This window comes from Dactylosporangium sp. NPDC049525, from assembly GCF_040676755.1.
GTDB lineage: Bacteria > Actinomycetota > Actinomycetes > Mycobacteriales > Micromonosporaceae > Dactylosporangium.
Map to the genome: position 1 here is coordinate 32400 of NZ_JBFAPO010000064.1, position 23227 is coordinate 55626.

The 23227-nt window shown below is 71.4% G+C and carries 18 protein-coding genes; 12 read left to right on the plus strand and 6 right to left on the minus strand.

What is annotated here, in order from left to right:
- Positions 1-23: 23 nt before the first annotated feature.
- Complete coding sequence (locus tag AB0K00_RS48610; RefSeq protein WP_363536963.1) at positions 24-158, plus strand: hypothetical protein; 135 nt, start codon at positions 24-26, stop codon at positions 156-158.
- A gap of 41 nt (positions 159-199) precedes the next feature.
- Here the strand turns inward: AB0K00_RS48610 and AB0K00_RS48615 are convergent, their stop codons facing one another.
- The 5 genes from AB0K00_RS48615 to AB0K00_RS48635 all read right to left on the minus strand — a co-directional run bounded on the left by AB0K00_RS48615 (position 200) and on the right by AB0K00_RS48635 (position 3736).
- The gene (locus AB0K00_RS48615) at positions 200-622 is read right to left on the minus strand and encodes a hypothetical protein (RefSeq protein WP_363536966.1); all 423 of its coding nucleotides are present in this window, start codon (positions 620-622) and stop codon (positions 200-202) included.
- An 11-nt stretch (positions 623-633) separates the two neighbouring features.
- On the minus strand, positions 634-891 hold the full coding sequence (locus AB0K00_RS48620; protein ID WP_363536969.1) for a hypothetical protein: 258 nt from the start codon (positions 889-891) through the stop codon (positions 634-636).
- Complete coding sequence (locus tag AB0K00_RS48625) at positions 891-1268, minus strand: DUF2089 domain-containing protein (protein WP_363536972.1); 378 nt, start codon at positions 1266-1268, stop codon at positions 891-893. Before AB0K00_RS48625 ends, AB0K00_RS48620 begins: the two co-directional genes overlap by 1 nt.
- A 75-nt stretch (positions 1269-1343) precedes the next feature.
- On the minus strand, positions 1344-2093 hold the full coding sequence (locus tag AB0K00_RS48630; protein WP_363536975.1) for a hypothetical protein: 750 nt from the start codon (positions 2091-2093) through the stop codon (positions 1344-1346).
- Positions 2094-2113: 20 nt separating this feature from the next.
- Positions 2114-3736: a hypothetical protein gene (locus tag AB0K00_RS48635; protein WP_363536978.1), complete on the minus strand. Its 1623-nt coding sequence runs from the start codon at positions 3734-3736 to the stop codon at positions 2114-2116.
- A 219-nt stretch (positions 3737-3955) separates the two neighbouring features.
- Here AB0K00_RS48635 and AB0K00_RS48640 point away from each other — a divergent pair, with 219 nt between their 5' ends.
- The 4 genes from AB0K00_RS48640 to AB0K00_RS48655 are packed head-to-tail and all read left to right on the plus strand — an operon-like array spanning position 3956 to position 7169.
- Positions 3956-4621: a DUF4097 family beta strand repeat-containing protein gene (locus AB0K00_RS48640; protein WP_363536981.1), complete on the plus strand. Its 666-nt coding sequence runs from the start codon at positions 3956-3958 to the stop codon at positions 4619-4621.
- 46 nt (positions 4622-4667) lie between these two features.
- Positions 4668-5630, plus strand: a complete 963-nt coding sequence (locus AB0K00_RS48645) for an ATP-binding cassette domain-containing protein (RefSeq protein ID WP_363536984.1) — start codon at positions 4668-4670, stop codon at positions 5628-5630.
- Positions 5627-6415, plus strand: coding sequence for an ABC transporter permease (locus AB0K00_RS48650; RefSeq protein WP_363536986.1), 789 nt, complete (start codon positions 5627-5629; stop codon positions 6413-6415). The genes AB0K00_RS48645 and AB0K00_RS48650 overlap by 4 nt, the downstream gene beginning before the upstream one ends.
- Before the next feature lie 7 nt (positions 6416-6422).
- Complete coding sequence (locus tag AB0K00_RS48655; protein WP_363536989.1) at positions 6423-7169, plus strand: ATP-binding cassette domain-containing protein; 747 nt, start codon at positions 6423-6425, stop codon at positions 7167-7169.
- Here the strand turns inward: AB0K00_RS48655 and AB0K00_RS48660 are convergent.
- Complete coding sequence (locus AB0K00_RS48660; RefSeq protein WP_363536992.1) at positions 7161-10250, minus strand: BTAD domain-containing putative transcriptional regulator; 3090 nt, start codon at positions 10248-10250, stop codon at positions 7161-7163. The two genes, AB0K00_RS48655 and AB0K00_RS48660, sit on opposite strands and share 9 nt — an antisense overlap.
- 256 nt (positions 10251-10506) lie before the next feature.
- Between AB0K00_RS48660 and AB0K00_RS48665 the strand changes: the two genes are divergently transcribed.
- The 7 genes from AB0K00_RS48665 (at position 10507) to AB0K00_RS48695 (ending at position 23175) form a co-directional block, all read left to right on the plus strand.
- A complete protein-coding gene (locus AB0K00_RS48665) occupies positions 10507-12057 on the plus strand; it encodes a sigma-70 family RNA polymerase sigma factor (protein WP_363536995.1) in 1551 nt (516 codons plus the stop codon).
- Positions 12058-12454: 397 nt separating this feature from the next.
- Positions 12455-15403 (plus strand): family 43 glycosylhydrolase, encoded by a 2949-nt coding sequence (locus AB0K00_RS48670; protein WP_363536997.1) that lies wholly within the window; start codon positions 12455-12457, stop codon positions 15401-15403.
- 127 nt (positions 15404-15530) lie between these two features.
- The gene (locus AB0K00_RS48675; RefSeq protein WP_363536999.1) at positions 15531-17906 is read left to right on the plus strand and encodes a family 43 glycosylhydrolase; all 2376 of its coding nucleotides are present in this window, start codon (positions 15531-15533) and stop codon (positions 17904-17906) included.
- Between the two features lie 27 nt (positions 17907-17933).
- Complete coding sequence (locus AB0K00_RS48680; RefSeq protein ID WP_363537002.1) at positions 17934-18551, plus strand: hypothetical protein; 618 nt, start codon at positions 17934-17936, stop codon at positions 18549-18551.
- 63 nt (positions 18552-18614) lie between these two features.
- Positions 18615-19658: a hypothetical protein gene (locus AB0K00_RS48685; RefSeq protein ID WP_363537005.1), complete on the plus strand. Its 1044-nt coding sequence runs from the start codon at positions 18615-18617 to the stop codon at positions 19656-19658.
- A gap of 545 nt (positions 19659-20203) precedes the next feature.
- Positions 20204-21553 (plus strand): PHB depolymerase family esterase, encoded by a 1350-nt coding sequence (locus tag AB0K00_RS48690; RefSeq protein ID WP_363537008.1) that lies wholly within the window; start codon positions 20204-20206, stop codon positions 21551-21553.
- Positions 21508-23175 (plus strand): arabinofuranosidase catalytic domain-containing protein, encoded by a 1668-nt coding sequence (locus AB0K00_RS48695; RefSeq protein WP_363537011.1) that lies wholly within the window; start codon positions 21508-21510, stop codon positions 23173-23175. Before AB0K00_RS48690 ends, AB0K00_RS48695 begins: the two co-directional genes overlap by 46 nt.
- The last annotated feature ends 52 nt before the right edge of the window (positions 23176-23227 follow it).

Here is a 23227-nt window from a genome sequence, read left to right on the forward strand (position 1 = left end):
AATGCCCTCGATCTGGGGCGCTGGTGATGTTCGGCGGCGTCGCCGCGCGGCTGGTCGGGCCGCTGACCGCGCTGGCCGCGCTCCTCGCCGGCGCGGCTGCTGTCGTCGCGCTCGCCGGGATGGCCGTGGTCGTGCTTGCGTTCGTGCCGCGCTGCTGATCCTCGCGGGCGTCGTCAGATGGTGGTGGTGAGCGTGCCGGTCACTCGCAGAAGACGCGCACCTTGGCGTCGGGCTGGTCGACCTCCACGGTCAGGTCGTCGAGGTGCTCCACGAGTGCCTCGAGCTGTTCGGGCTTGAGCTGGGTCAGGTCGATCGGCACGCCGGACTTGCTCAGCTCGGCGTTGGCGTAGCCCAGTGCCTGCGGCGGGATCAGGGCCGCCAGCCGCACGCCGGCCCGCAGCAGCTGCAGCGGCACGCGCACGTTGACCCGTCCCGGTTCGCCGTTCTCGACGGCGTCCACCACGACCCGCAGGTACTTCGCCTTGCCCTTCGGCCGGGCGTCGAGACCTGAGGCGGTCGGCGGCTGGTCGCGCTCGAGCGCGGCGATGAGCTGCTCTGCCTCCTCCGCGGTGATCTTGCCGGCGGCGAGCATGTCGAGGATGTCCTTGCGTTGTTCGTTCATCGGAGTTGCTCCTATCGGATGGCGACGAGCACGGCCGTGCGGCCCTGCTCGAGGTCGAGCCGGGTGCCGGGCAGCGCGGAGACGATGCGCCAGCTGGTGTCGAGTGCCCGTGCCGCGCTGACGCGGTACACGAGGCAGGTCACGGCCGCCACCAGTGCGGCCAGGATCAGGATCGGCGAGAACACGAGCACGATGGGCAGGATCGGGACCCAGACCCGGATGGGGCGGCGGTGCGGGCGGTTGACCCGCACCGTCAACAACTGCGGCATCACGAGCGACCCTCCAATTCGGACAGTGCCTGCTGCGCGGTGATCTCGCCGCGGCGCAGCCGGTCGATGACGTCGGCCCGGGACGGCGCAGGATCGGTCTCGACGAAGTCGAGCATCTGCGTGATCCGGTTCAGCCGGGATTTGATCGTCGGGTAGCTCACCCCGAAGATCCGCTCCATCTCCTTGATGGAGCCGTGGCACCGCACGAACGCCGTGACGAAGACCTGGTCCTCGACGTTGAGCTGGGCCAGTTGCGGCAGCTCGAACTCGCCCTCGATCGCGACGCCGTTGGCCGCCAGGCGCACCCGCTCGACGACGAACGGCTGGCCCCGGGTCAGGTTCGTGAGCTCCTGCCAGTCCAGCGGCTGCTCTGTCATATTTCATTTGTACGCGGCGCGACATTAACTTTCAAGATGTCGATCTTAAGATTGTTGAGTCGGCCGGTATCGCGGTCAGCCGATCGGCTCGGCGCCCTGCATGAGGGTGACGTCGGCGGTGGCGACCGGGTTGCCGCCGGCGGCGGTCAGGTCGCTGAGGTACAGCACGAACCCGGGCGGCCACCGGCTGATCTCGGCGCCCGGTGCGACGACGATGACGAACGTGTCCGGGGTCGCCGGCAGCAGCCGCTCCGGACGCTCCACCGTGAACCAGCCGGTCGGCGGCAGCAACTGCTCCTGCGGGAATTCGCCGGGCGGGAACCGCCGGGAGACCGGCCACTGCGGGTAGGCGGGCACCGCGAACTCGGACAGGCCGAGCCGGACCCGGCGGCCGTACGGGCCGGAGACCACGGCGGTGAACCGGTCCGGCGGCGGGTCCCAGTCGAGGCCGGACAGCCACACTGTCGCCGGCGTCACCTCCAGGCGCCACGGCGCGGCCGGCGCGACCCGCACCACGACCGGGTCGCTGACCACCGGCGCGTCCGTGCCGGCGGTGACGGCCGCGGCGAGCTCGAGGATCGTCTCGGTGAGATCGTCCGGCCGGACGGTGACGGTGAACCTGGCCGCGGTGCCGGGCCGCAGGTCCCGGGTCGGTTCGGCGACGCTGCACCAGGCGCGGGCGCGATCCGGGCAACGGACCGACACCGTCGCCCGGGCGGGCACCGTGGCGAGGTTCGTGACCGTGAACGTGACCGTCGCCGGGTGTTCCACGCTGTCGGCCACGAGCAGGAACGAGTCCGGCACGATCGAGAACGCAACTGCCATGATGGGGTTGCCCTCCGGCGTCAGCGGATGAACGAGGTGGGGCGCGGCGGCGTCGAGAACACCTTCAGCGTGCCGTTGGCGACCTCCTCCGGGAAGAACTCCGCGAGCAGCCAGCGCAGGCCGGTCGACGCGGTGACCGCGCCCTCGGCCGGCACGGTCTCGGTCACGACGTAGCGGATGCCGCCGAGGCCGAGTTCGGCGTTCAATGCGACGTAGCCTCGCGCCTGCTCGAGGATCTTCTGCATCGCCGTCTGGGAGAAGCTGGAGTCGAATCGCATCGCGGTCCGCACGATCGAGTCCATCTTGTGCTCGACGATGAGCGTGTCGGTGAGGCTCGTCAGGTATTTCTCGCCGGTGCGGCTGACCAGGCCGTCGGGGACGATCAGCTTGCCGTCGAGCAGGAACTGATGCTCCAGGTACTGCCCGGTGACCCAGACCTGGTTGCTCATCCAGACCTTGCGGGCGTTGACGATCGCCTTCGGCCCGAGCCACTGCGCCTTCGCCGTGAGCTGGATCGCCTGGCGCGGGGCGGCGCCGACCAGGCGGGCGCTGCCGGTGATGGGCAGCACGGTCGCGATCGCGGCGCCGGCCTCGAGGAGCTTGCCGGTGGCGGCGGCCTTGTCCGCGGCGGCCTGCACGATGTCGCCGCGGGCGAGCGCCTCGTCGCCGGAGATGCTCAGGCTCGCCGCGTCGACGATGTTCGCCGGGGCGGCCAGCAGCGGGTTGACGAAGGAACTCTCGACGAACGCGCCGATCTCGGCGGTCGGGAGCAGGGTCAGCAGCACGTACCGCAGCAGCAGCGGATTGTTCGTGTCGAACGCGTCCCGCCAGCCGGCGCTGACGGTCTCCGAGGCGAACGTGCTCACGTAGCGGGGCGCCTCCGGGTGGCGCTCCACCAGCTTCGGCACGTCCTGCGGTTTGGGTGCGGCGCCGCCGGGCCAGCCGATGATGACGTCGCCGACCGGCGGCGGCAGCGGCGGCCCGATCACGCCGGGCTGGCTGAAGATCCACATGTGCAGGCGCGCGTTGAAGGACGGCAGCGTGGTGAGTTCCGGGTGTCCGTTGCGCTGGAAGAAGCCGAGTGCCTCGGACCGGGTCGACGTGCCCGCGGCGACCTTGACCTGCAACGCGCGGTCGGCCGCGGTCGTCGGCGGCGACGTGCCGACCCTGGTGAGCCGCGCCGGCACCGCCGGCTGCTTCGCCGGCTGCTTCGCCGGCGGCGTCGCCGGACGCTGCGCGGGATGCGCCTCCGCAACAGTCGGCGAAGTCGGCGCGACGGGCGGCGTCTCGGCCGCGGGCTGCCGCACCGCGGGCGTCTCGCTGCCCGACTGCGTGGACGGCTCCGGATGCACGTTGCCGCCACTGCCGCGGTGCTCGGCGCCGGCGTGCAGCGTCTCGTGCTCCGGCAGTCCGGTGGCCGGCGGATGCTCCCGCTCGCCCGTCGGCCGCTCCTCGATGACCGTCATCTCCTCGTCGGGGGCGATGACCGCGCCGAGACCCGAGTCGTACGTATAGCCGGGCGGCAGCCACGCGTCCAGCGCCGCCACGTAGTGGTAGCCGGCCGGCACCGGGTGCAGCTTCGGCAGGATGTCGTCGATCGAACCCTCGGCGGTCTCGGACACGTACTTGGCGTCGTCGTTCATTGCCCGGCAGAGCCCCAATCCGTGGACAGCGCAGGATCACCCGCTACGCAGAGTATCGACGCGACTGCCCACTGGGAAGATCCGGTCGCCACTGACAGCGGCTGATTGCCGTGGCGGTGGGGTGTTAGCGCGCTGTCAGTCCGGTGTCAGAGCGGCTCGCGATGGTCTGTGGGCAAGCCGGACCGGCTTGGCACCGAGTCAGACCAAGGAGTGAGCAGCATGCAGACCTTCGACACCCCCGCCCCGATCTGCGCCGTTCTGGACATCCCCGCGGGTCGGGTCCAGTTCGTCGCCGCCGACCGCGTCGACACCACCGTGGAGGTGCTGCCCGCGGACCCGGCCAAGAGCCGTGACGTGAAGGTCGCCGAGCAGACCACGGTCGTGTACGGCGACGGTGTCCTGCGCATCGAGGCGACCGCGAAGCATCAGATCCTCGGCAGCTCCGGCTCCGTCCAGGTGACCGTCGGCCTGCCGGCGGGTTCCCGGGTGGAGGTGAAAGCGGCCAGCGCCGACGTCCGCACCGTCGGGCGTCTCGGCGACGTCGCCTACGACGGCGCGCACGGCGACATCAACCTCGACGACGTCACCGGGGCGCGGCTGACCACCCTCGCCGGTGACGTCTCCGTCGGGCGGCTCAACGGGCCGGCGCAGATCAGCACCGCGAAGGGTGACATCCGCATCGTCGAGGCGGTCCGTGGTGCGGTGGTGCTGCACACCCAGGCCGGTGACGTGTCCGTCGGTGCCGCCGCCGGGGTCGACGCGTCCCTGGACGCCGGCACCAGCTACGGCCGGGTCCACAACGCGCTCAAGAACGCCGGCGGCACCGCCGAGCTGACCATCCACGCGACCACCGCCTACGGCGACATCGCCGCCCGCAGCCTGTAGAGCCCGCGGCCGGTAGAGCCCGCAGTCTGTAGAAGGAGCAACCATCATGACCAACCTGGCCATCGCGGCGAACGGGCTGCGCAAGTCCTACGGCGACAAGGTCGTGCTCGACGGTGTCGACCTGGCCGTCCCCGCGGGCACGATCTTCTCCCTGCTCGGCCCGAACGGCGCCGGCAAGACCACCGCCGTCAAGATCCTCTCCACGCTCATCTCGCCGGGGCCCGGCTCCGGCGTCATCCGGGTCGGCGGGCACGACCTCACCGGCGACCCGCAGGCGGTCCGCGCGGCGATCGGCGTCACCGGCCAGTTCTCCGCCGTCGACAACCTGATCACGGGGGAGGAGAACATGCTCCTCATGGGCGACCTGCACCACCTGTCCAAGCGGGCGGGCCGCCGCGCCGCGGTCGAGCTCCTGGAACGGTTCGACCTCACCGACGCGGCGAAGAAGCCCGCCTCCACCTACTCCGGCGGCATGCGCCGCCGCCTCGACCTGGCCATGACGCTGGTCGGCAACCCGCGGATCATCTTCCTCGACGAGCCCACCACCGGCCTCGACCCGCGCAGCCGGCACAACATGTGGCAGATCATCCGCGAGCTCGTCGCCGACGGCGCCACCGTCTTCCTCACCACCCAGTACCTGGAGGAGGCCGACGAGCTCGCCGACCGCATCGCCGTGCTCAACGACGGGAAGATCGCCGCCGAGGGCACCGCCGATCAGCTCAAGCGGCTCATCCCCGGCGGGCACGTCCGGCTCCGCTTCACCGACCCGGTCTCCTACCAGTCGGCCACCCTGGCCCTTCCCGACGCCGTCCGCGACGAGGAGTCCCTCGCACTGCAGATCGCCAGCGACGGCAGCCAGCGCGACCTGCGTTCCATCCTCGACCGGCTGGACTCGGTCCACGTCGAGGCCGACGAACTGACCGTGCACACCCCCGACCTCGACGACGTGTTCTTCGCCCTGACCGGCGGCGCCGGCGTCCCCAACCAGCCCATGGAGGCGGTCCGATGAGCTCCCTCGCCCTCGCCGTCCGCGACTCGAACACGATGCTGCGCCGCAACCTGCTGCACGCGCGCCGCTACCCGTCGCTGACCCTGAACCTGCTGCTCACCCCGATCATGCTGCTGCTGCTCTTCGTCTACATCCTCGGCGACACGCTGAGCGCGGGCATCAGCGGCGCCCCGGACCGCTCCAAGTACATCGCGTACCTCCTGCCGGGCCTGCTGCTGATGACCGTCGGCAGCACCGTGATCGGCACCGCCGTCTCCGTCTCCAACGACATGACCGAGGGCATCATCGCCCGGTTCCGGACCATGGCGGTCCACCGCGGGTCGGTGCTCGTCGGGCACGTCGTCGGCAGCGTCCTGCAGTCCGTCGCGAGCGTCGTGCTGGTTGGTGCCGTCGGCGTGGCGATCGGCTTCCGGTCCACCGACGCCACCGTCGTGGAGTGGCTGGCGGCGTTCGGGCTGCTCGCCCTGTTCGCCCTGGCGCTGACCTGGATCGCGGTCGGCATGGGCCTGGTCAGCCCGAACGCGGAGGCCGCCAGCAACAACGCGATGCCGCTGATCCTGCTGCCGCTGCTGTCCAGTGCCTTCGTCCCGGTCGACGCGATGCCCGGCTGGTTCCAGCCGATCGCCGAGTACCAGCCGTTCACCCCCGCCATCGAGACCCTCCGGGGGCTGCTGCTCGGCACCGGCATCGGCCACAACGGGTGGCTCGCGGTCGGCTGGTGCGTGGGGCTCGCCGTGCTCGGCTACTTCTGGTCGACGTCGAAGTTCAACCGCGACCCGAAGTAGCCCGACCATGACGTACGCGATCGAGGCCGAGGGGCTGGTCAAGCGGTACGGGGGTCGGGTCGCGCTCAGCGGGGTCGACCTGCGGGTGCGCACCGGCCAGGTGATCGGCGTCCTCGGCCCCGGTGCGGCGGGCAAGACCACCCTCGTGCGGATCCTGGCGACGCTGGTGCGTCCCGACCTGGGCCGCGCGAGGGTGGCCGGCCATGACGTGACGAAGGAGCCGGCGCGGGTGCGCTCCCTGATCGGCCGGCGGGCCGTGCGGCACGGGACCGGGCCGCGGATCCTGGTGCTGGACGAGCCGACCGCCGGCCTGGACCCAGCCGGCCGCGACGAGGTGTGGGCCGCGGTCCGCGAGCTGGCCGCCGACGGCGGCACGGTGCTGCTCACCACCCGGCACCCGGAGGAGGCCGACCAGCTCGCCGACCGGATCAGCGTCATCGACGGTGGCCGGGTGGTCGCCGAAGGCCGCCCGGGGGAGCTGCGGAGCCGCGTCGGCGGGCAGATCCTGCACGTGCGCCCGGCCGTGCCCGCGGACACGGCGCCGGTCTCCCGGATCCTTGCCGAGCTGACCGGCGTGGCCCCGGCCCGCGACCCGGGCACCGGCCTGCTCACCGTGCCGGCCGCCGACCCGATGCTGCTGTCCGCGCTGGTCCGAAGGCTGGACGCGGCCGGGGTCACCGCCGACGAGCTGGGTCTGCGCCGCCCCACCCTCGCCGAGATCCTGGCGGCGTTGGTACCGCCAGGGTCAGGCTGAGCGCCGTTGCGCTTCGCCGGCCAGCCGGCCGATCGCGTCCCGCCTAGGTGTCTCGGCGCCGCGGCGGTACGCGTCGGCGTAGCCGTCCTCGCCGAGGCGGGCCGTGAGCCGGTCGGCGAGGGCGCGCAGCTCGGGTTCGCCGTGGTCGAACTCGCCGCGGATGACCTCGCTCATGCCGAGCGCGGCGGCGGCGTCCACCGGTTCGTCCTCCAAGGCGAGGAGCCCGGCGAGCAGTTCGGCAGCCCAGGCCAGGCCGGCGCTGTAGCCCTGGGCGACCAGCGAGCGGACGGCTTCCGGCAGCAGCGCCCTGGCCTGCACCACGTCGCCCTGCGCCAGCCGGTTCTCCAGGCGGGTGCTCACGATGAGGTCCCGGGCCACGTGTTCGGCGATGGCGCCGCGACGGACCAGGGACTCCAGCTCGTCGAGGGTCCGGTCGGCCCGCTCCAGGTCGCCGGCGAGGCGGTGCACGTTGGCCAGCCCGACGAGGATGTTCACCTCCATGCGGCGGTGCCCGCGTTCCTGTGCCCGGCGCTGCGCCGCCTGGATGTCGCGCAGCGCGCCGTCGAGGTCGCCGCTGCGGCGGCGTTCCCGGGCGAGCCTGGCCCGGCTCAGGTACAGGTAGTCCTCGACGCCCAGTTCGGAGCTGAGCACGACGGCCCGCTCGAACGCCGCGATGGCGGGGCCGTGTTCACTGCGCAGCGAGTGGTCGCGGCCCAGCGGCAGCAGGCTGAGCACGAGACCCCAGCGGTCGCCGACCTCCTCGAACCCGTCCAGCGCGGCCTGCCGGGACGCGGCCCCGGAGCGCAGGTCGCCCTCCTCGGTCAGCAGGAAGTCCTTCGCCCAGTGCGCGCTCGCCCGGATCCACGGGTCGGTGGAGGTCAGCGCCGCGGCCAGATCTGAGGCCACGTCGGGTTCCTCGGTCGCGTGCGCCAGCTGCGTCATCCGCATCAGCGGCCGCGCCGGGTGGAACTCCCGGGCTCCCGCCGAGTCGACGTCCATGCTCGCCCGCACCACCCCGAACGCGGTCCTGGCCTGCTGCGGCAGCGCGCCGCCGTACCGCAGGTACGTCTCGAACTGCGTGGTCATGCCGCTCATGCCCCAGTACCAGAACATGGCGCCGACGAACCGGGACGCCGTCGCCGCGTCACCGGCGTCCACGGTGCGGCGCAGCGCGTGCACCAGGTTGTCGTACTCCGCGTCGAAGACCGCGATCGCGGCGAGCTGGTCGCGGGTCCGCAGCAGCGGCTCGTGCTGCTCGGCGAGGGCGAGGAAGTAGCCGCAAAACCGTTCGTCGATGGCGTCGGCGGACGCCTCGAGGCGCCCGAGCGCGTATGCCCGGACGGTCTCCAGCATCCGGTACCGGTCGCCGGACTGCCCGACGATGGACTTCTCCACCAGGGCGTCGAGCACGTAGAAGACGTCGCGTGCGGGCAGCGCCGGGTCCGCGCAGACCGCTTCGAGCGCCGCTGTGGTCGCCCCGCCGGGGAAGGCGGCGAGCCGGCGGGCGAGGACCCGTTCCGGCTCTTCGAGGAGGTCCCAGCTCCACTCGACGACGGCGAGGAGGGTGCGCTGCCGGGGCAGCGCGGACCGGCTGCCGGAGCTGAGCAGCCGGAACCGGTCGTCGAGGCGGCGCGCGATCTGGTCGACGCCCATCGAGCGCAGCTTGGCGGCGGCGAGCTCCAGCGCGAGCGGCATCCCGTCCAGGCGCCAGCAGATCTCGACGACGTCGTCGACGGTCGACTCGTCCAGCGCGAAGCCTGGCCGTACACTCGCCGCCCGGTCAACGAACAGGCGCACGGCCGCGGCTCGGGCCGCCTCCGCCGGCTCGACCGAGTCCCGTGGGACTTCGAGCGGACCGAGGTGGCACAGCGCCTCGCCGGTGATCGCGAGGGGTTCGCGGCTGGTGGCGAGGACCCGCAGCTGTGGCAGCCGCGCCAGCAGTGCGTCGACGAACTCGGCGGCGGCGTCGACGAGGTGCTCACAGTTGTCCAGCAGCAGCAGGGCGTCGCCGACGTCGAGCAGCTCCACCACCCGGTCCAGTGGCGTGGCCGGGCCGCCTTCGTACACGCGGCCGTCGGAGGCGTTGAGCGCGCCCACGACCGCGTCGGCGAGCTGCTCGGGCACGCCGACCGCGGCGAGCGAGACGAACCACACCCGCCCGGCGACCTTCGCCGCCTCCAGGACCAGCCTGGTCTTTCCGGCGCCGCCGGGTCCGACCACGGTGACGAGGCGGTTCCTGGTGAGGAGCCCGGCCAGCTGCGCCATTTCGGCGTCCCGGCCGACGAAGCTGGTGAGCTGGGCGGGCAGGCGGCTCGGTGCCGCTTCGGGCCGGGTCGCCGGCTGTTCCATCTCGCCGCGCAGCAGCGCCAGTTGCAGCTCCTGCAGCGCGGCGCCCGGGTCGACGCCGAGCTCGTTGCCCAGCCGGGCCCGGATCTGCTCGTAGACAGCGAGGGCGTCGCTCTGGCGGCCCGCCGCCGCGAGGGCCCGCATCCGCAGGCCTGCGAGGCGTTCGCTCATCGGGTGTTCGGCGGCCGCGGCGCCCAGCGCGTTCAGTGCCTCGGCGTGCCGGCCCAGCCGCAGCTCGGCGTCGAAGCGGTCCGCGGTCGCGGTGACGCGCAGGTCGTGCAGCCGGGCGGCGGTGTTGCGGGCGAACGGCGCCTCCTGCAGGTCGGCCAGGGCCGGTCCTCGCCACAGGTCCAGCGCGGCGGTCAGCGTGGCAGTGGCCTGCGCGGGCCGGTCCGCGGCCAGCTCCCGGCGGCCTTGCGCGGCCAGGTCCTCGAACCGGTGCGCGTCGACGTCCTCGCGGCGCACGGTGACCCGGTAGCCGCCGGCGACGAGGTCGACCGACCCGGCGTCCCGCAGCGCCCGGCGCAGCCGCGACACCAGCCCTTGCAGCGCGGCCGCGGCTCCGGTGGGCGGTTCCTCGCCCCACAGGTCGTCGATCAGCAGGTCGGCCGACACGGGCCGGCCGGCGTCGAGCGCGAGCCTGGCGAGCAGCATCCGCAGCCGCACCCCGGCGATCTCGACCGGCGTGCCATTCTGCGCGTGGACTTCAAGTGGACCTAGAACCGCAACGTGCACGGGGCCAGCTTTGCAGAACCCCTCCGTTGATCTTCCGCTGCGTGGGTCGCGTGGCGCCGCCAGGTGGCGGCCGGCCACCCCGACCTTCCCCGGCGTTGCGCCGGTCGGGTGGATCGGCGCGGGAAATCACACACCGAAATGTGTTACGCCGGGTGGTGTCTGCGGGTCGCAACGCGGTCACGTGGCGTTGCCTGGCCGACACTGGCATGCTGATCGCCTGGTGGGAGGGCTCCGGGTCCTGGATCGGTGATGACACATGCGTGGGGCAGGAACGAAACGGGTCGCGCTGGTCGCGGCGGCACAGGCCGGCGACGAACAGGCCCGGGACGAACTCATGGCGGCCTACCTGCCGCTGGTGTATTCGATCGTGCGTCGCGCGCTTGCCGGCCACCCGGCGTCCGTCGACGACGTCGTCCAGGACACGATGGTGCGTGCCCTGCGTCAGCTCCGGTCGGTGCGGGATCCGGAACGCTTCCGGGCCTGGATCGCCGCGATCGCCGTCCGGCAGGCCGCGACCCAGCTGCACAGCGAGCGGCTGACCGTCGGGCGGACGGCCACGCTGGACACCGTGATGGGCACGCCGGACGCCGTCGACTTCGAGGACCTCACCATGTTGCGCGTCGAGCTTGCCGGGCAACGCCGGCAGGTGGGGCAGGCGGTCGCGTGGCTCGATCCGGATGACCGGGCGGTGTGGTCGCTGTGGTGGCTGGAGGTCGGCGAGGAGCTGACCCGTGCCGAACTCGCCGCCGCGCTCGGGGTTGGCGTCGCGCATGCCGGCGTGCGCGTGCAGCGCATGCGGCGGCGGCTGGATCAGGCGCGCGCACTGGTCGCGGCGCTCGACGCCAGGCCGCGCTGCCCGTGGCTGGACACCGTTGTGGTGACCTGGGACGGCATTCCGGGCCCGTTGTGGCGCAAGCGGATCTCCCGGCACACCCGCTCATGCACCACGTGCGCCGGCGCCGCCGAGGAGATGGTCGCCACCGAGCGGCTGCTGGCCGGGTTCGCGTTGCTGCCGGTGCCGGCGGCCCTCGCCGCCGCCCTGACCGGCCATGGCCCGATCGCCGGTCCCGCGGCGACCACCGCGGGCGGCGTCGTCGCCACCACCGGTCACACTCCGCTGGCGGCCGCGACGGTGGGCGGGGCCGCGGGTGGGACGGCTGCCACGGCCGGTCCCGGTTCGCTGACCGCGACGGCCGCCACGGCCGCGGGTGGGACGGCGGCAACGGCCGGGTGGCTGGTCGGCGTCCCCGTCGCGAAGCTGACCGTCGCCGCGGCGATCGTTGCCGGGATCACCACCGCCCTGACCTGGCCGAGCGACGCCGCGTCGCCGCCCGTTACGGCCGCGCCGTCCAGCCGGCCGTCATCGGCCGCACCGCCGACGACGCTGCGGCTGGGACCGATGTCGTTGGAGTCCGGTGCGGTTCCCGGACGGTATCTGGGCACCGACGGGCAGTTCGGCATCCTGGCCGACGCCATCAGCCCGGCCGCGCGCAGCCAGGCGACGTTCGAGGCGGTCCCGGGCCTGGCGGACGCGACCTGCTACTCGTTCCGGGCGGCGAACGGGCAGTATCTGCGGCACCTGTCATGGCGGCTCCGGCTGAGCGACGACGAAGGAAGCCGCGTGTTCCGCGGCGACGCCACCTTCTGCCCGCTCGTCACCGAGGACGGCCAGGTGTTTCTGGAGTCCGCGAACTACCGGGGCTACTTCATCCACCGGCAGGACGAGCAGCTCTGGGTGGATCAGGGCGACGGCACCGCCGCGTTCCGCACCGACAGCGCGTTCCGGGTCCGCCCGCCCTTGTCCTGAGACCGACTGCCGGCCTGCGACCGGACGACGGCGCTCGGCATAACAACAAATTTCTCTGCAAAAATATCTGTTATCCCGGGTGCCGGTCTCAGGTCGCACAAACAGTCGCATTCATTGTTGCCCAAATGAATCGATGCCGTTGAGTTCGACGATCGACATTTGCGCAGGTCGGCTCGTGGTGCTGGTATTGACGCGGCAAATGGGAGCGTTCCCGAAACGACGGCGAGCGTATTTCGTGGCGATTACCAGGCAGTTAGCAAGAACGCTTGACAATTGATGTTAGCGATCACATCATGAAGTCCCCGTCGCATTCGCGGCCGGACCGCGGGTCCTGAAGTATTCATGGATCCGTTGTCTCCGGCCGGTTTGCCGTGTCCAAGCAGCCGGAGTCGCAGCTATGTTCAAGGTGCTCACCGCCGCACTGCACAGCACTGCCACCGCGTTTGCCCGCCGTCGCGGGACCCCGATCGTCGCCGTCGGTGCGCTCCTGTGCGCCGGGCTCATCCCACCCGCAGGCCCGGCGCACGCCGCCGCCGGATGGTCGCCGCGCTCCTCCTACACGTCGACGGACAAGGCGGACGGCACGTACTCGGTGCCGCTGCTGAACGCCGACGTGCCGGACGTCAGCGTGGAGCGCGTCCCGGCCGCGGCGAACCGCGAGGGGCGGGACGTCTACTACATGATCAGCACGACGATGCACCTGAGCCCGGGCGCGCCGATCATGAAGTCCTACGACCTGGTGAACTGGGAGACCGTCAACTACGTCTTCGACCGGGCCAGCATCGGTGACGCGTTCTCCCTGCGCAACGGGCAGAACTCCTACGGCCAGGGTCAGTGGGCGTCGTCATTGCGCTATCACGACGGCACGTTCTACGTCGTGTTCAACACCAACAACCTGGGCGGCGCGTACCTCTACCGCACCGACGACATCGAGAACGGCGCGTGGCAACGCGTCGCACTCGGCCGGGCCCTGCACGACCCGTCGTTGTTCTTCGACGTGGACGGCACGCCGTACATCTTCTACGGCTCCGGCGGCACCAGCGCCGTACGGCTCAACGGCGACCTGACGGCCATCGCACAGGACTACCCGAACATCTTCACCGCGGGCGACTACGCCGGCCGCCCGTTCATCGGTGGCCTGTTCGAGGGCGCCCAGTTCTACTACATCGACGGCTACTACTACTGCGTCGTCATCACCTGGCCGTCGGGGCAGGGGCGTCAGGTCGCCATGTTCCGCTCCCGGGAGCTGCTCGGGCGATACACCGCGGCGGGTGGCGTGAACACGTACGAGGCGCGCGGGGTGCTCAACTCCAACGGCTTCGCCCAGGGCAGCCTCGTGCCGATCGCCCGCCCGGGTGGAGCGACCGACTGGTACGGCATGTTCTTCCGCGACACGTTCCCGATCGGGCGCATCCCGGCGCTCATCCCCGCCACCTGGCAGGACGGCTGGCCGACGTTCGGCACCGGCGGGGTCGTGCCCGTGGACGGCGTCTTCGCCAAACCGATCCGGCTCACCGCGGAGCAGGAACTGCTCGAACGGCAGAAGTCCCTCGTCGGCTCCGACGACTTCGACAACGACGCGCCGCACAAGGCCTACACCGACGAGCAATGGACGATCCCGGCACCGCCCACCTACGACGCGTCGCTCATCGGCGTCGAACTGCTGCAGAACCCCGGCTTCGAGGCCGGGACGCTCTCGCCGTGGGCCGCCCAGTTCGGCGCAACCCTCGCGCTGGACACCACCGGCCCGGCGACCGGAGCGGCGGCGCTGCGGGTCAGCAACCGCACGCTCAACGGTTCGGGGCCGAACCAGTCACTCAACGGCAAGATGCAGCCGGGCCTCACGTACACCGTCTCCGCGAAGATCAAATATGTGTCCGGGCCGGCCACCGTGCGGTTCAACCTCGCCGCGGACTGGGGTGCCGGCGTCCAGGTGATGGCGGCCGGTGACGTGCCGGCAGGGCAGTGGACGACGGTGTCGGGCCAGTACACGGTCCCCACGACGGCGAACGGCAACACGTTCAAGTTCGCGGTGGAGACGCCGTGGGCCAACCCTCAGCCGGCGTCGTCGGCCGTCGAGTACCTCATCGACGACGTCTCGATCGTCGGGCAGGCGGTGACGACCGAGTACCCGACCGCGGCGGAGATCGCACCGAACGGGTCCCGGCTCGACCCGGTGTGGGAGTGGAACCACGCCCCCGACAACCGCTACTGGTCGCTGACCGACCATGACGGCTGGCTGCGGCTGACGAACGGCAAGGTCGTCACCGGCAAGTACATCTACTCGAAGCTGTCCAACCGCGCCGAACTGGCCTGGCTGGAGGAGGCCCGGAACATGCTCACCCAGCGCACGTTCGGCCCCCGCCAGTCGGTCGAGACCAGGATGGACGTGTCCGGCATGAAGGACGGCGACGTCGCCGGCCTGGCCGCCTACAACCGCGGCTTCTCCTACGTGGCGGTCAAGCGCACCGCCGGAGTCAACACGCTGGGCGTCGTCAACCGCGGTCAGCCCTTCGCGGTCGACCTCGATCAGGCGGCGCTGGAGAGCTTCGTGCCCGGCACGACAGTGCCGCTGGGCGGCGCGACCGAGGTGTACGTGAAGGCGGACCTCGACTTCGCCTCGCCGGTCGGGCAGCTGTGGACGACGTTCTCCTACAGCCTGGACGGGCGGCAGTGGAGCCAGCTGGGCAGCCGCGTCGGCCCGCAGGCGCTCGACGGCAGCCTCGCGCACTTCATGGGTCACCGGGTCGGCCTGTTCAACTACGCGACACAGCAGACCGGCGGGCGGGTCGACTTCGACTACTTCAACCTCAGCGACACGCTGACCGCGCAGCAGCGGCCGCTGGACACCGGAGCCCTCGACGCGGCGATCGCCCACGCACACACGCTGGACGCGGGGTCCTACCCACCCGACGCCTGGGCCGCGATGCAGGCCGCACTCGCCGACGCGACCGCCGCGCGGGCCGGGCAGTTCGGCACCCAGAACCAGATCGACGCCCCGGAGCGGGCACTGAGCCGGCAACTGGCCCAGCTCGGTGTGCTCAGGGCCGACCCCGCGGTGCCGGTCACGATCACGGCACAGGCCCGATGCGTCGCCGGCAAGGCATTCGTCGCCGTGCAGGCCCGCAACGACCATGACGCACCCGTGAACCTCACCCTGCAGACCTCCTACGGCGAGCGGTCCTTCACCGCGGTCGCGCCCGCCGGCAGCGCCTACCAGCAGTTCGCCACGCGTGCCCCGGCGGTGCCGGCCGGCACGGTGACGATCCGGGCCGCCGGGACCGTCGGCGGCCGGGACGTGACGACTGTCCGGACTGCCCAGTACACCGCCGTCACCTGCGCCTGACAACCCTGTTTCCGTCGCCCGGGACCGGTCCTCGACCGGCCCCGCGGTGCCCCACACCCCAGTTACGTCGACACCAAGGAGGATGTACGTGGTACATCGCTTACGAACAGCGGCTCGCCAACGGGCCGTGGCGTTCGCGGCCATCGGCGCGCTGCTCGGCGCAGGTCTCGTCGCCGCGGCGGCCCCGGTCCAGGCCGCCGATGAGAACCTCATCGTCAACGGCGGGTTCGAGAACGGCCTCACCGGCTGGTTCGTCAACAACGGCAACGCCGCCGACAGCGCCACCCTCGCGTCGACCGCGGACGCCTACGCCGGCGCGGCCGCGGCGCTCGTCACCAGCCGCACCACCACCGGATCCGGGCCGATGCAGGACCTCAGCGGCAAGGTGCAGGCCGGGCAGACCTACGCGCTGACCGCCCGCATCAAGTACGAGAACGCCGCCGGGCCCGCGACGAAGCAGTTCTTCGCCACCATGCACTACGGCGGCGGCACCTACACCAACCTGGTCAGCACCGTGGCGACCAAGGGCCAGTGGGCCCAGTTCAACGGCACGTTCACGATCCCGGCCGGGCAGAGCGTGTCGACCGCGCGGCTGTTCTTCGAGACGCCGTGGACGGCGACCCCGTCGGCGGCGCCGGACACGCACCTCATGGACTTCAAGCTCGACGACGTGTCGGTGATCGGCGCGCCGCCGCCCCCGCCGCCGTCGAAGACCGTCGAGGTCGTCGGCAAGCTGCCCGGCGAGCACAACCCGTTGATCGGGCACAAGTTCGGTGCGGACGGGTTCGGCTTCGTCCACGGCGGCCGGGTGTACATGTACATGACCAACGACACCCAGGGCTACGCGCCCGACCCGGTCACCGGCGTCTCGGCGGCCATCAACTACGGCAACATCAACCAGATCACGCTCATCTCCTCCGACGACCTCGTGAACTGGACCGACCACGGCGAGATCCAGGTCGCCGGCCCGAACGGGGTGGCCCCGTTCACCAGCAACTCGTGGGCACCCGGCATGGCCAGCAAAATGGTCGACGGCAAGGAGAAGTTCTTCCTGTACTACGCCAACGGCGGCGGGTCGAGCAACGTCATCACCGGTGAGTCGCCGCTCGGGCCGTGGAGCAGCGAGCGCACGTCGACACTGATCAACGGCGGCACCCCCGGCGCCGAGCCCCTCGTCTGGCGGTTCGACCCGGCGCCGCTCGTCGACGACGACGGCCAGTCCTACCTGTACTTCGGTGGTGGCCCGGCCGCGACCAGCATGCCGGCGGCCGAGCGCTTCAACAACCCGAAGAACATCCGGGCGATCGAGCTCGGCGACGACATGGTCTCCACGCAGGGATCGGCCGTCGTGGTCGACGCGCCGGTGGCATTCGAGGCCGGGCACGTCTTCAAGCGTCAGGGCAAGTACTACTTCTCGTACTCCTCGCACTTCGGCGGCAGCGACTTCGGCGGCAACCAGACGCCGCTGCCGGGCTACCCGGGGGGCGGCCAGATCGGGTACATGATCTCCGACAACCCGATGTCGTGGACCAAGGAGACCTATGCGGGTGTGCTGTTCCCGAACCAGTCGCAGTTCTTCGGCGCCGGCACGGGCGGCAACAACCACCAGTCGGTGTTCGAGTTCGAGGGCAAGTACTACTTCACCTACCACGCCCCGACGCTGAACAAGCGGATCAACGGCAACACCACCCAGGGGTACCGCAGCCCGCACATCCAGGAACTGACGTTCAACCCGGACGGCACGATCCAGCAGGTCGCCGGCAACTACGCCGGCGTCGGCCAGGTCCGCAACTTCAACCCGTACCACGTCTTCGAGGCCGAGACACTCGGGTGGAGCAAGGGCATCGCCACCGCCAAGATCGACGGCGGGTCCGCCCAGTTCGGTGCGTCGGCCCCGAACCTGGCCGTGCGTGACGTCGACAACGGCGACTGGACGGCCCTGTCGGCCGTCGACTTCGGCGCCGGCGGCGCCAAGACCGTGACGGCGAAGCTCCGCGTGCTCGCATCCGACGCACGGATCCAGGTGCGGCTCGACAGCGTCACCGGCCCGGTGGCCGGCACGATCCAGGTCGGCCCGCCCAGCGGCGGCTGGACCGAGGTGACCGCCGCCCTCGACGGCGCCACCGGCGTGCACGACGTCTACTTCACCTACGAGGGCCCGGCCGGCCAGGACCTCGTCGAGCTCGACTCCTGGAAGTTCGACCGCCGGGCCGACCTGCCGGTCACCGCGACCGCGCAGACGCGGTGCACCGCGGGCAAGGCGTACGTCGCCGTCCAGGCCGGCAACGGCCACACGACGCCCGTCGACATCACGCTCGAGACCCCGTACGGCACCCGGACGTTCACCGGCGTGGCGCCGGGCGCCAACGCCTACCAGTCGTTCGCCACCCGCTCGAGCACGGTCGCCGCCGGAACCGTCACGGTCCGGGCCCACGGGACCGTCGACGGCACCGACGTCACGACCGTCATCACCGCAGCACACTCCGGCGCGACCTGCGCCTGACCCCCCCGACGACAACGGAGCATTCCCATGAACAAGTGGAACCGGCTGCTCGCCGCCGGCACCGTCCTGGCCGGGACGATGGCACTGCCGTCGCCCGCCTTCGCCGAACCCGGCGACGACGCCGACGTCCAGGTGACGGTCGACATCGCCGAGATCCGTGAACCGGGCGTCCTCGCCCTGTCCATCGCCGGCAACGCCGTCGTGCTGACCGAGAACGGCTCGACCCTGCTGATCCGCCAGTTCACCGGCACCCTGCCGACGGTGACCGTCACCGACACCCGCACCGCGGACGAGGTGCCCGACGGCGCCAACTGGGCGGTGCTCGGCAGCGCCACCAACTTCACCGGCACCGCCGGCCAGACCCCGATCACCGCCAACCATCTCGGCTGGAAGCCGCACCTCGTCGACGGCGGGCCGACCGGCCTGGTCACCGAGGGCGAAGAGGTCGTGACCGTCCTGGACGATCCGACCCAGCCGGGCAACAACGTCGGCCTCACCGACCAGGAACTGCTGGTGTCGACCTACGACTCGGAGACCGTCACCGGCGACGCGTACTCCGTCAACGCCGACCTCTACCTGCGCACCCCGGCCGACGTCGCCGCCGGCCAGTACACCTCGACGCTCACCCTCTCCCTGTTCGAGTAGCCGCCTCGGCGGGGGCCCCGGACCGGGGTCCCCGCCGGGCCCGTTGAAAGGGTCGCCCCCGCCATGACCGTCACCTCTGCGCCGCGCCGGATACTCGTGGCCCTCGCCGTCGTCTGCCTCGCCGTCGCGGCGGCGCCGGTCGCGGCAACGGCGGATCCGGGCGGCACAACCCTGACCTGGACCGTGCAGCCGGCCGGTGCGAGCGGCCCGGACGGCCGCCGCTGGATCGAGCGCACCCTCGACCCCGGCCAGGGCGTCACCGAACACCTGGCGGTCCGGAACTTCAGCGACACCACGGTCGTCTTCGCCCTGAAGGCCGCGGACGGCTACCTCACCGACAAGGGACGCTTCAACATGCTCGCGTCCGATCAGACCTCCGTGGACGGCGGCACCTGGATCGCCGTGCAGGACCGGGTCACCGTCGCCGCGGGGGAGACGAAGGTCGTCCCGTTCACCATCACGGTGCCGGGCGGCGCGACACCGGGCGACCACCCGGCCGGCATCGCCGCCACGGTCACCAGCGCGGGCGGCACGGTCAACGTCGAGAGCCGGGTCGGCTTCCGGGTCATGACCCGGGTCAGCGGCACCGTCACCGCCGCACTGCCCGTCAAGGACCTCACCGTCGCGTACACGCCCTCGTGGAACCCGTTCTCCGGCGGCACGGTCCGGGTCCGGTACACGGTGACCAACGACGGCAACGCCTGGGCCACCGGGAAGAGCCGCGTGGCGGTCGCCGAACTGTTCGGGCTGACCGGCCGCGGCGGCACCACCGACGTCGAGGAGCTCCTGCCGGGTGGCACCCGGACCGTCGAAGCCCGCGTCGGCGGCGTCTGGGCGCTGGGCCACCTGCGCACCACCGTCGACGTGACCCCGGCCCTGCTCGGCGGGGATCAGGCCGGCGCCGACCTCCGCCCGACCTCGGCGACCGTGACGACCTGGGCGCTGCCGTGGCCGCAGCTGGCCCTGCTCGCGCTCGTCGTCGGGCTCGCCCTCGCGATCCGGGCGGTGCGCCGCCGGCGCCGGCGGCGGCTCGCGCTGCTGCTCGAGCACGCCCGCGAGGAGGGCCGCGCCTCCGCCACCGCGCCCCAGGCGGCGCAGGCATCCTGACCGGCGGCGGCCGAGGAGGGCACGGCAGGTCCGGGCCGGTGCTGTTCGGCTGCCCGCGATGGAGTAGGTCATACGGGCCGGGATTCACCCGCGTGGGAATTGCGCCGTCGGCACGGGTGACTTCGCTGCACCGTTGTGGATAACGCTTTTCGCGCGGTTCTTTTCGTCCGGCGTTCACGTGCCCGCGGTCCGGCCGCGACAATGTGCGGAATTGATGTGCGGCATTGACATGTGACGTATTACGACAGTAGCGTACGTCCTGCTCTGGGGCCCCAGCAGTGGTTGAGTCCAGGAACAACACTCCTGGGCTGACGCGGTGACCGCCGTTCGCGCCGCACGGGCGGCGGTCACTCCCGTCGACTGGTATCACGGTATTGCCGTGCAAATATGGCACGCTCTGCCGCACGCATCCGTCGCTGCCACGACGGTGCATTGTTCCGTAATCCTGGCACAGATCCGCCCTATCCGCCTGCGATGCAGGTGAGCGCTCACACCGCCGGGCCGCTCGCCTGAGTTCGACGCCACTTCCCTCAGAAGGAGGCCTCATGCAAGGCAAACTGCGGGCGCTGCTGCTCGCCGTGGCGCTCACCCTCATGGCCGCCGTGGTGCTGGTGTCGATGCGACCCGCATCGGCCGCCGGGCTGACCCGGGTCACCAGCTTCGGCAACAACCCGACCGGCCTCAACATGTACATCTACGTGCCGACCGCGGTCGCGCCCCGGCCCGCCCTGCTGGTCCTGGTGCACTACTGCGGCGGCTCGGCGGGCGGCATCTTCAACGGCAACGGCCACGACTACGTCAGCGCGGCCGACCGCTACGGCTTCATCATCGTGCTGCCCGAGGCCACCCGCAGCGGCAACTGCTTCGACGTGTCGACCCCGGCCGCGTTGCAGCGCAACGGCGGCGGGGACTCCACCGGCATCATGTCGATGGTCGCCTACGCCCGCGCGAACCACCCGATCGACGCGTCCCGGATCGTGGTGTCCGGCTTCTCCTCCGGCGCCATGATGACCAACGTCCTGGCCGCGCAGTACCCCGACGTCTTCAGTGCCGCGTCCGCGTTCTCCGGCGTCCCCGCCGGCTGCTTCGCCACCACGAACGGCTCGCTCTGGAACAGCCAGTGCTCCGGCGGCTCCATCAGCCGCACCGCACAGCAGTGGGGCGACCTGGCCCGCGCCATGTACCCCGGCTACACCGGCCGCTACCCGCGCATGCAGCTGTGGCACGGCACCACCGACACCACCCTCGCCTACCCGAACTTCGGTGAGCAGATCAAGCAGTGGACCAACCTCAACGGGTTGGGCCAGACGCCCGGGTTCACCGACCATCCGCAGTCCAGCTGGACCCGCACCCGCTACGGCAGCACCACCACCCAGGCAACCGTCGAGGGCATCAGCATCGCCGGGGTCGGGCACCAGCTGCCGATGACCGGTCAGCTCGCGTACGCCATCGCCTTCCTCGGCCTGGACGGCGGCACCACGCCGACGCCCACGCCGTCCGGCAGCACCACGCCGTCGGGCGCCACCACGCTGGTCGGCGTCGCGTCCGGGCGGTGCCTCGACGTGCCCGGGAGCAACTCGGCCAACGGCACCCAGCCGGCCATCTGGGACTGTCACGGCGGCGCCAACCAGCAGTGGACCGTGACCGGTCAGACGATCCGGTCGCTCGGCAAGTGCCTGGACGCCCCGCTGAACGCGACGGCCGGCGTCAAGGCACAGCTGTGGGACTGCACCGGCGCGGCGAACCAGCAGTGGAGTCTCAACGCGGACGGCACGATCCGCAACACCCAGTCCGGGCTGTGCCTGGACGTCAACCGCGCCGCCACGGCCAACGGCAGCACGGTGATCCTGTGGACCTGCACCTCCGCCGCGAACCAGCGCTGGACCCGGCGCTGATGGGCCCGCACCACGACGTCATGCCGCCCATGGCGTCGATGATCCCGACAGATCCGCCCGTGTCCCGCGCGGCCGCCCGCCGGGCCACGCCGGATGAAGGAGGCACCATGACCGCCGCAGCGCTTCCACGCTCGCGCCGTCCCCACCCATTTCCCCGCTCCCGCACCCGGCTCGCGATCGCGGCGCTCGTCGTCGTGCTCGTCGCCGCCGGCGCCATCGTGGTGATACTGGGCCGCGCCGCCCTGGCCGCCGACACCGCCCAACAGGTGATCGGGGCCGGCTCCGGGCGCTGCCTCGACGTGCCGAACTCGAGCACCACCAACGGCACCCAGGTCCAGCTGTGGGACTGCAACGGCGCGGCCGGGCAGTCGTGGACCTACACCGCGTCCAAACAGCTGACCGTGGCAGGCGGCAAATGCCTCGACGCGAGCGGCCGGGGCACCACCAACAACACCCCGGTGATCATCTGGGACTGCAACGGTCAGGCCAACCAGCAGTGGAACGTCAACACCAACGGCTCGATCACCGGCGTGCAGTCGAACCTGTGCCTCGACGCCACGGGCCGCGGCACCGCGAACGGCACGAAGATCATCCTGTATGCGTGCGCCGGCCAGACCAATCAGCAGTGGACCCTGACGGCGCCGCCGTCGGGTGGCACCGGCGGCCCGTGTGACCTCTACGCCGCGGGCGGCACGCCGTGCGTCGCCGCACACAGCACGGTGCGGGCGCTCTTCAGCGCCTACGGCGGCAACCTCTACCAGGTGCGGCGATCGTCGGACAACACCACCAGGAACATCGGCGTCCTCGCCGCGGGTGGCGTCGCGAACGCGGCGGCACAGGACACGTTCTGCGCGGGCACCACCTGTGTCATCACGGTCCTGTTCGACCAGTCCGGGCGCGGGAACGACCTGTGGTACCAGGGATCGAGTGCGGTCCCCGGCTCACCGCAGAGCAGCCCGGCCCGGGCGACCACCGAGTCGCTGACGGTCGGCGGCGGCAAGGCCTACTCGCTCTACATCAACCCCGGCAACAGCTACTGGCGCGACGGTCACCTGACCGGTGTGCCGACCGGCAGCGCACCCGAAGGCATGTACATGGTGACGAGCGGCACCCACGTCAACAGCGGCTGCTGCTTCGACTACGGCAACAGCGAGACGACCCGCAAGGCCGACGCCGCCGGTGCCATGGACGCGATCTACTTCGGCACGAGCTGCTGGTTCGGCGGCTGCTCCGGCTCCGGCCCCTGGGTCCAGGCGGACCTGGAATGGGGGCTCTTCCCCGGCGGCAGCAGCGCCTGGAACCCGAACCAGCGGGCGTTCACCAGCAAGTTCGTCACGGCGACGCTGAAGAACAACGGGACGTCGCGCTACGCCATGAAGGGCAGCAACGCGCAGTCGGGCAGCTTGTTCACCCTGTACGACGGCGCCCTGCCGAACGGCTACAGCCCGATGAAGAAGCAGGGCGCGATCGTGCTGGGCAGCGGCGGCGACTGCTGCAAGCCCGACGGCGGCGCGAACCAGAGCGCCGGCACGTTCTACGAGGGCGCCATGGTGTCGGGCTACCCGTCCGACGCGACGGAGAACGCGGTGCAGGCCAACATCGTGGCGGCCGGCTACCGCTGATCCCAGGGTCCGCTGTCGGCGCCATCCGTCGACGGCGGACCACCACGACCGG

What these genes read in the sequence shown, in the direction of transcription:
- AB0K00_RS48685 (WP_363537005.1), top strand. Translation starts at nt 18,615, where the DNA reads ATGACCGTCACCTCTGCGCCGCGCCGGATACTCGTGGCCCTCGCCGTC.
- AB0K00_RS48665 (WP_363536995.1), top strand. Translation starts at nt 10,507, where the DNA reads ATGCGTGGGGCAGGAACGAAACGGGTCGCGCTGGTCGCGGCGGCACAG.
- AB0K00_RS48650 (WP_363536986.1), top strand. Translation starts at nt 5,627, where the DNA reads ATGAGCTCCCTCGCCCTCGCCGTCCGCGACTCGAACACGATGCTGCGC.
- AB0K00_RS48635 (WP_363536978.1), bottom strand. Translation starts at nt 3,736, where the DNA reads ATGAACGACGACGCCAAGTACGTGTCCGAGACCGCCGAGGGTTCGATC.
- AB0K00_RS48625 (WP_363536972.1), bottom strand. Translation starts at nt 1,268, where the DNA reads ATGACAGAGCAGCCGCTGGACTGGCAGGAGCTCACGAACCTGACCCGG.
- AB0K00_RS48680 (WP_363537002.1), top strand. Translation starts at nt 17,934, where the DNA reads ATGAACAAGTGGAACCGGCTGCTCGCCGCCGGCACCGTCCTGGCCGGG.
- AB0K00_RS48645 (WP_363536984.1), top strand. Translation starts at nt 4,668, where the DNA reads ATGACCAACCTGGCCATCGCGGCGAACGGGCTGCGCAAGTCCTACGGC.
- AB0K00_RS48615 (WP_363536966.1), bottom strand. Translation starts at nt 622, where the DNA reads ATGAACGAACAACGCAAGGACATCCTCGACATGCTCGCCGCCGGCAAG.
- AB0K00_RS48620 (WP_363536969.1), bottom strand. Translation starts at nt 891, where the DNA reads ATGCCGCAGTTGTTGACGGTGCGGGTCAACCGCCCGCACCGCCGCCCC.
- AB0K00_RS48655 (WP_363536989.1), top strand. Translation starts at nt 6,423, where the DNA reads ATGACGTACGCGATCGAGGCCGAGGGGCTGGTCAAGCGGTACGGGGGT.
- AB0K00_RS48670 (WP_363536997.1), top strand. Translation starts at nt 12,455, where the DNA reads ATGTTCAAGGTGCTCACCGCCGCACTGCACAGCACTGCCACCGCGTTT.
- AB0K00_RS48630 (WP_363536975.1), bottom strand. Translation starts at nt 2,093, where the DNA reads ATGGCAGTTGCGTTCTCGATCGTGCCGGACTCGTTCCTGCTCGTGGCC.
- AB0K00_RS48640 (WP_363536981.1), top strand. Translation starts at nt 3,956, where the DNA reads ATGCAGACCTTCGACACCCCCGCCCCGATCTGCGCCGTTCTGGACATC.
- AB0K00_RS48690 (WP_363537008.1), top strand. Translation starts at nt 20,204, where the DNA reads ATGCAAGGCAAACTGCGGGCGCTGCTGCTCGCCGTGGCGCTCACCCTC.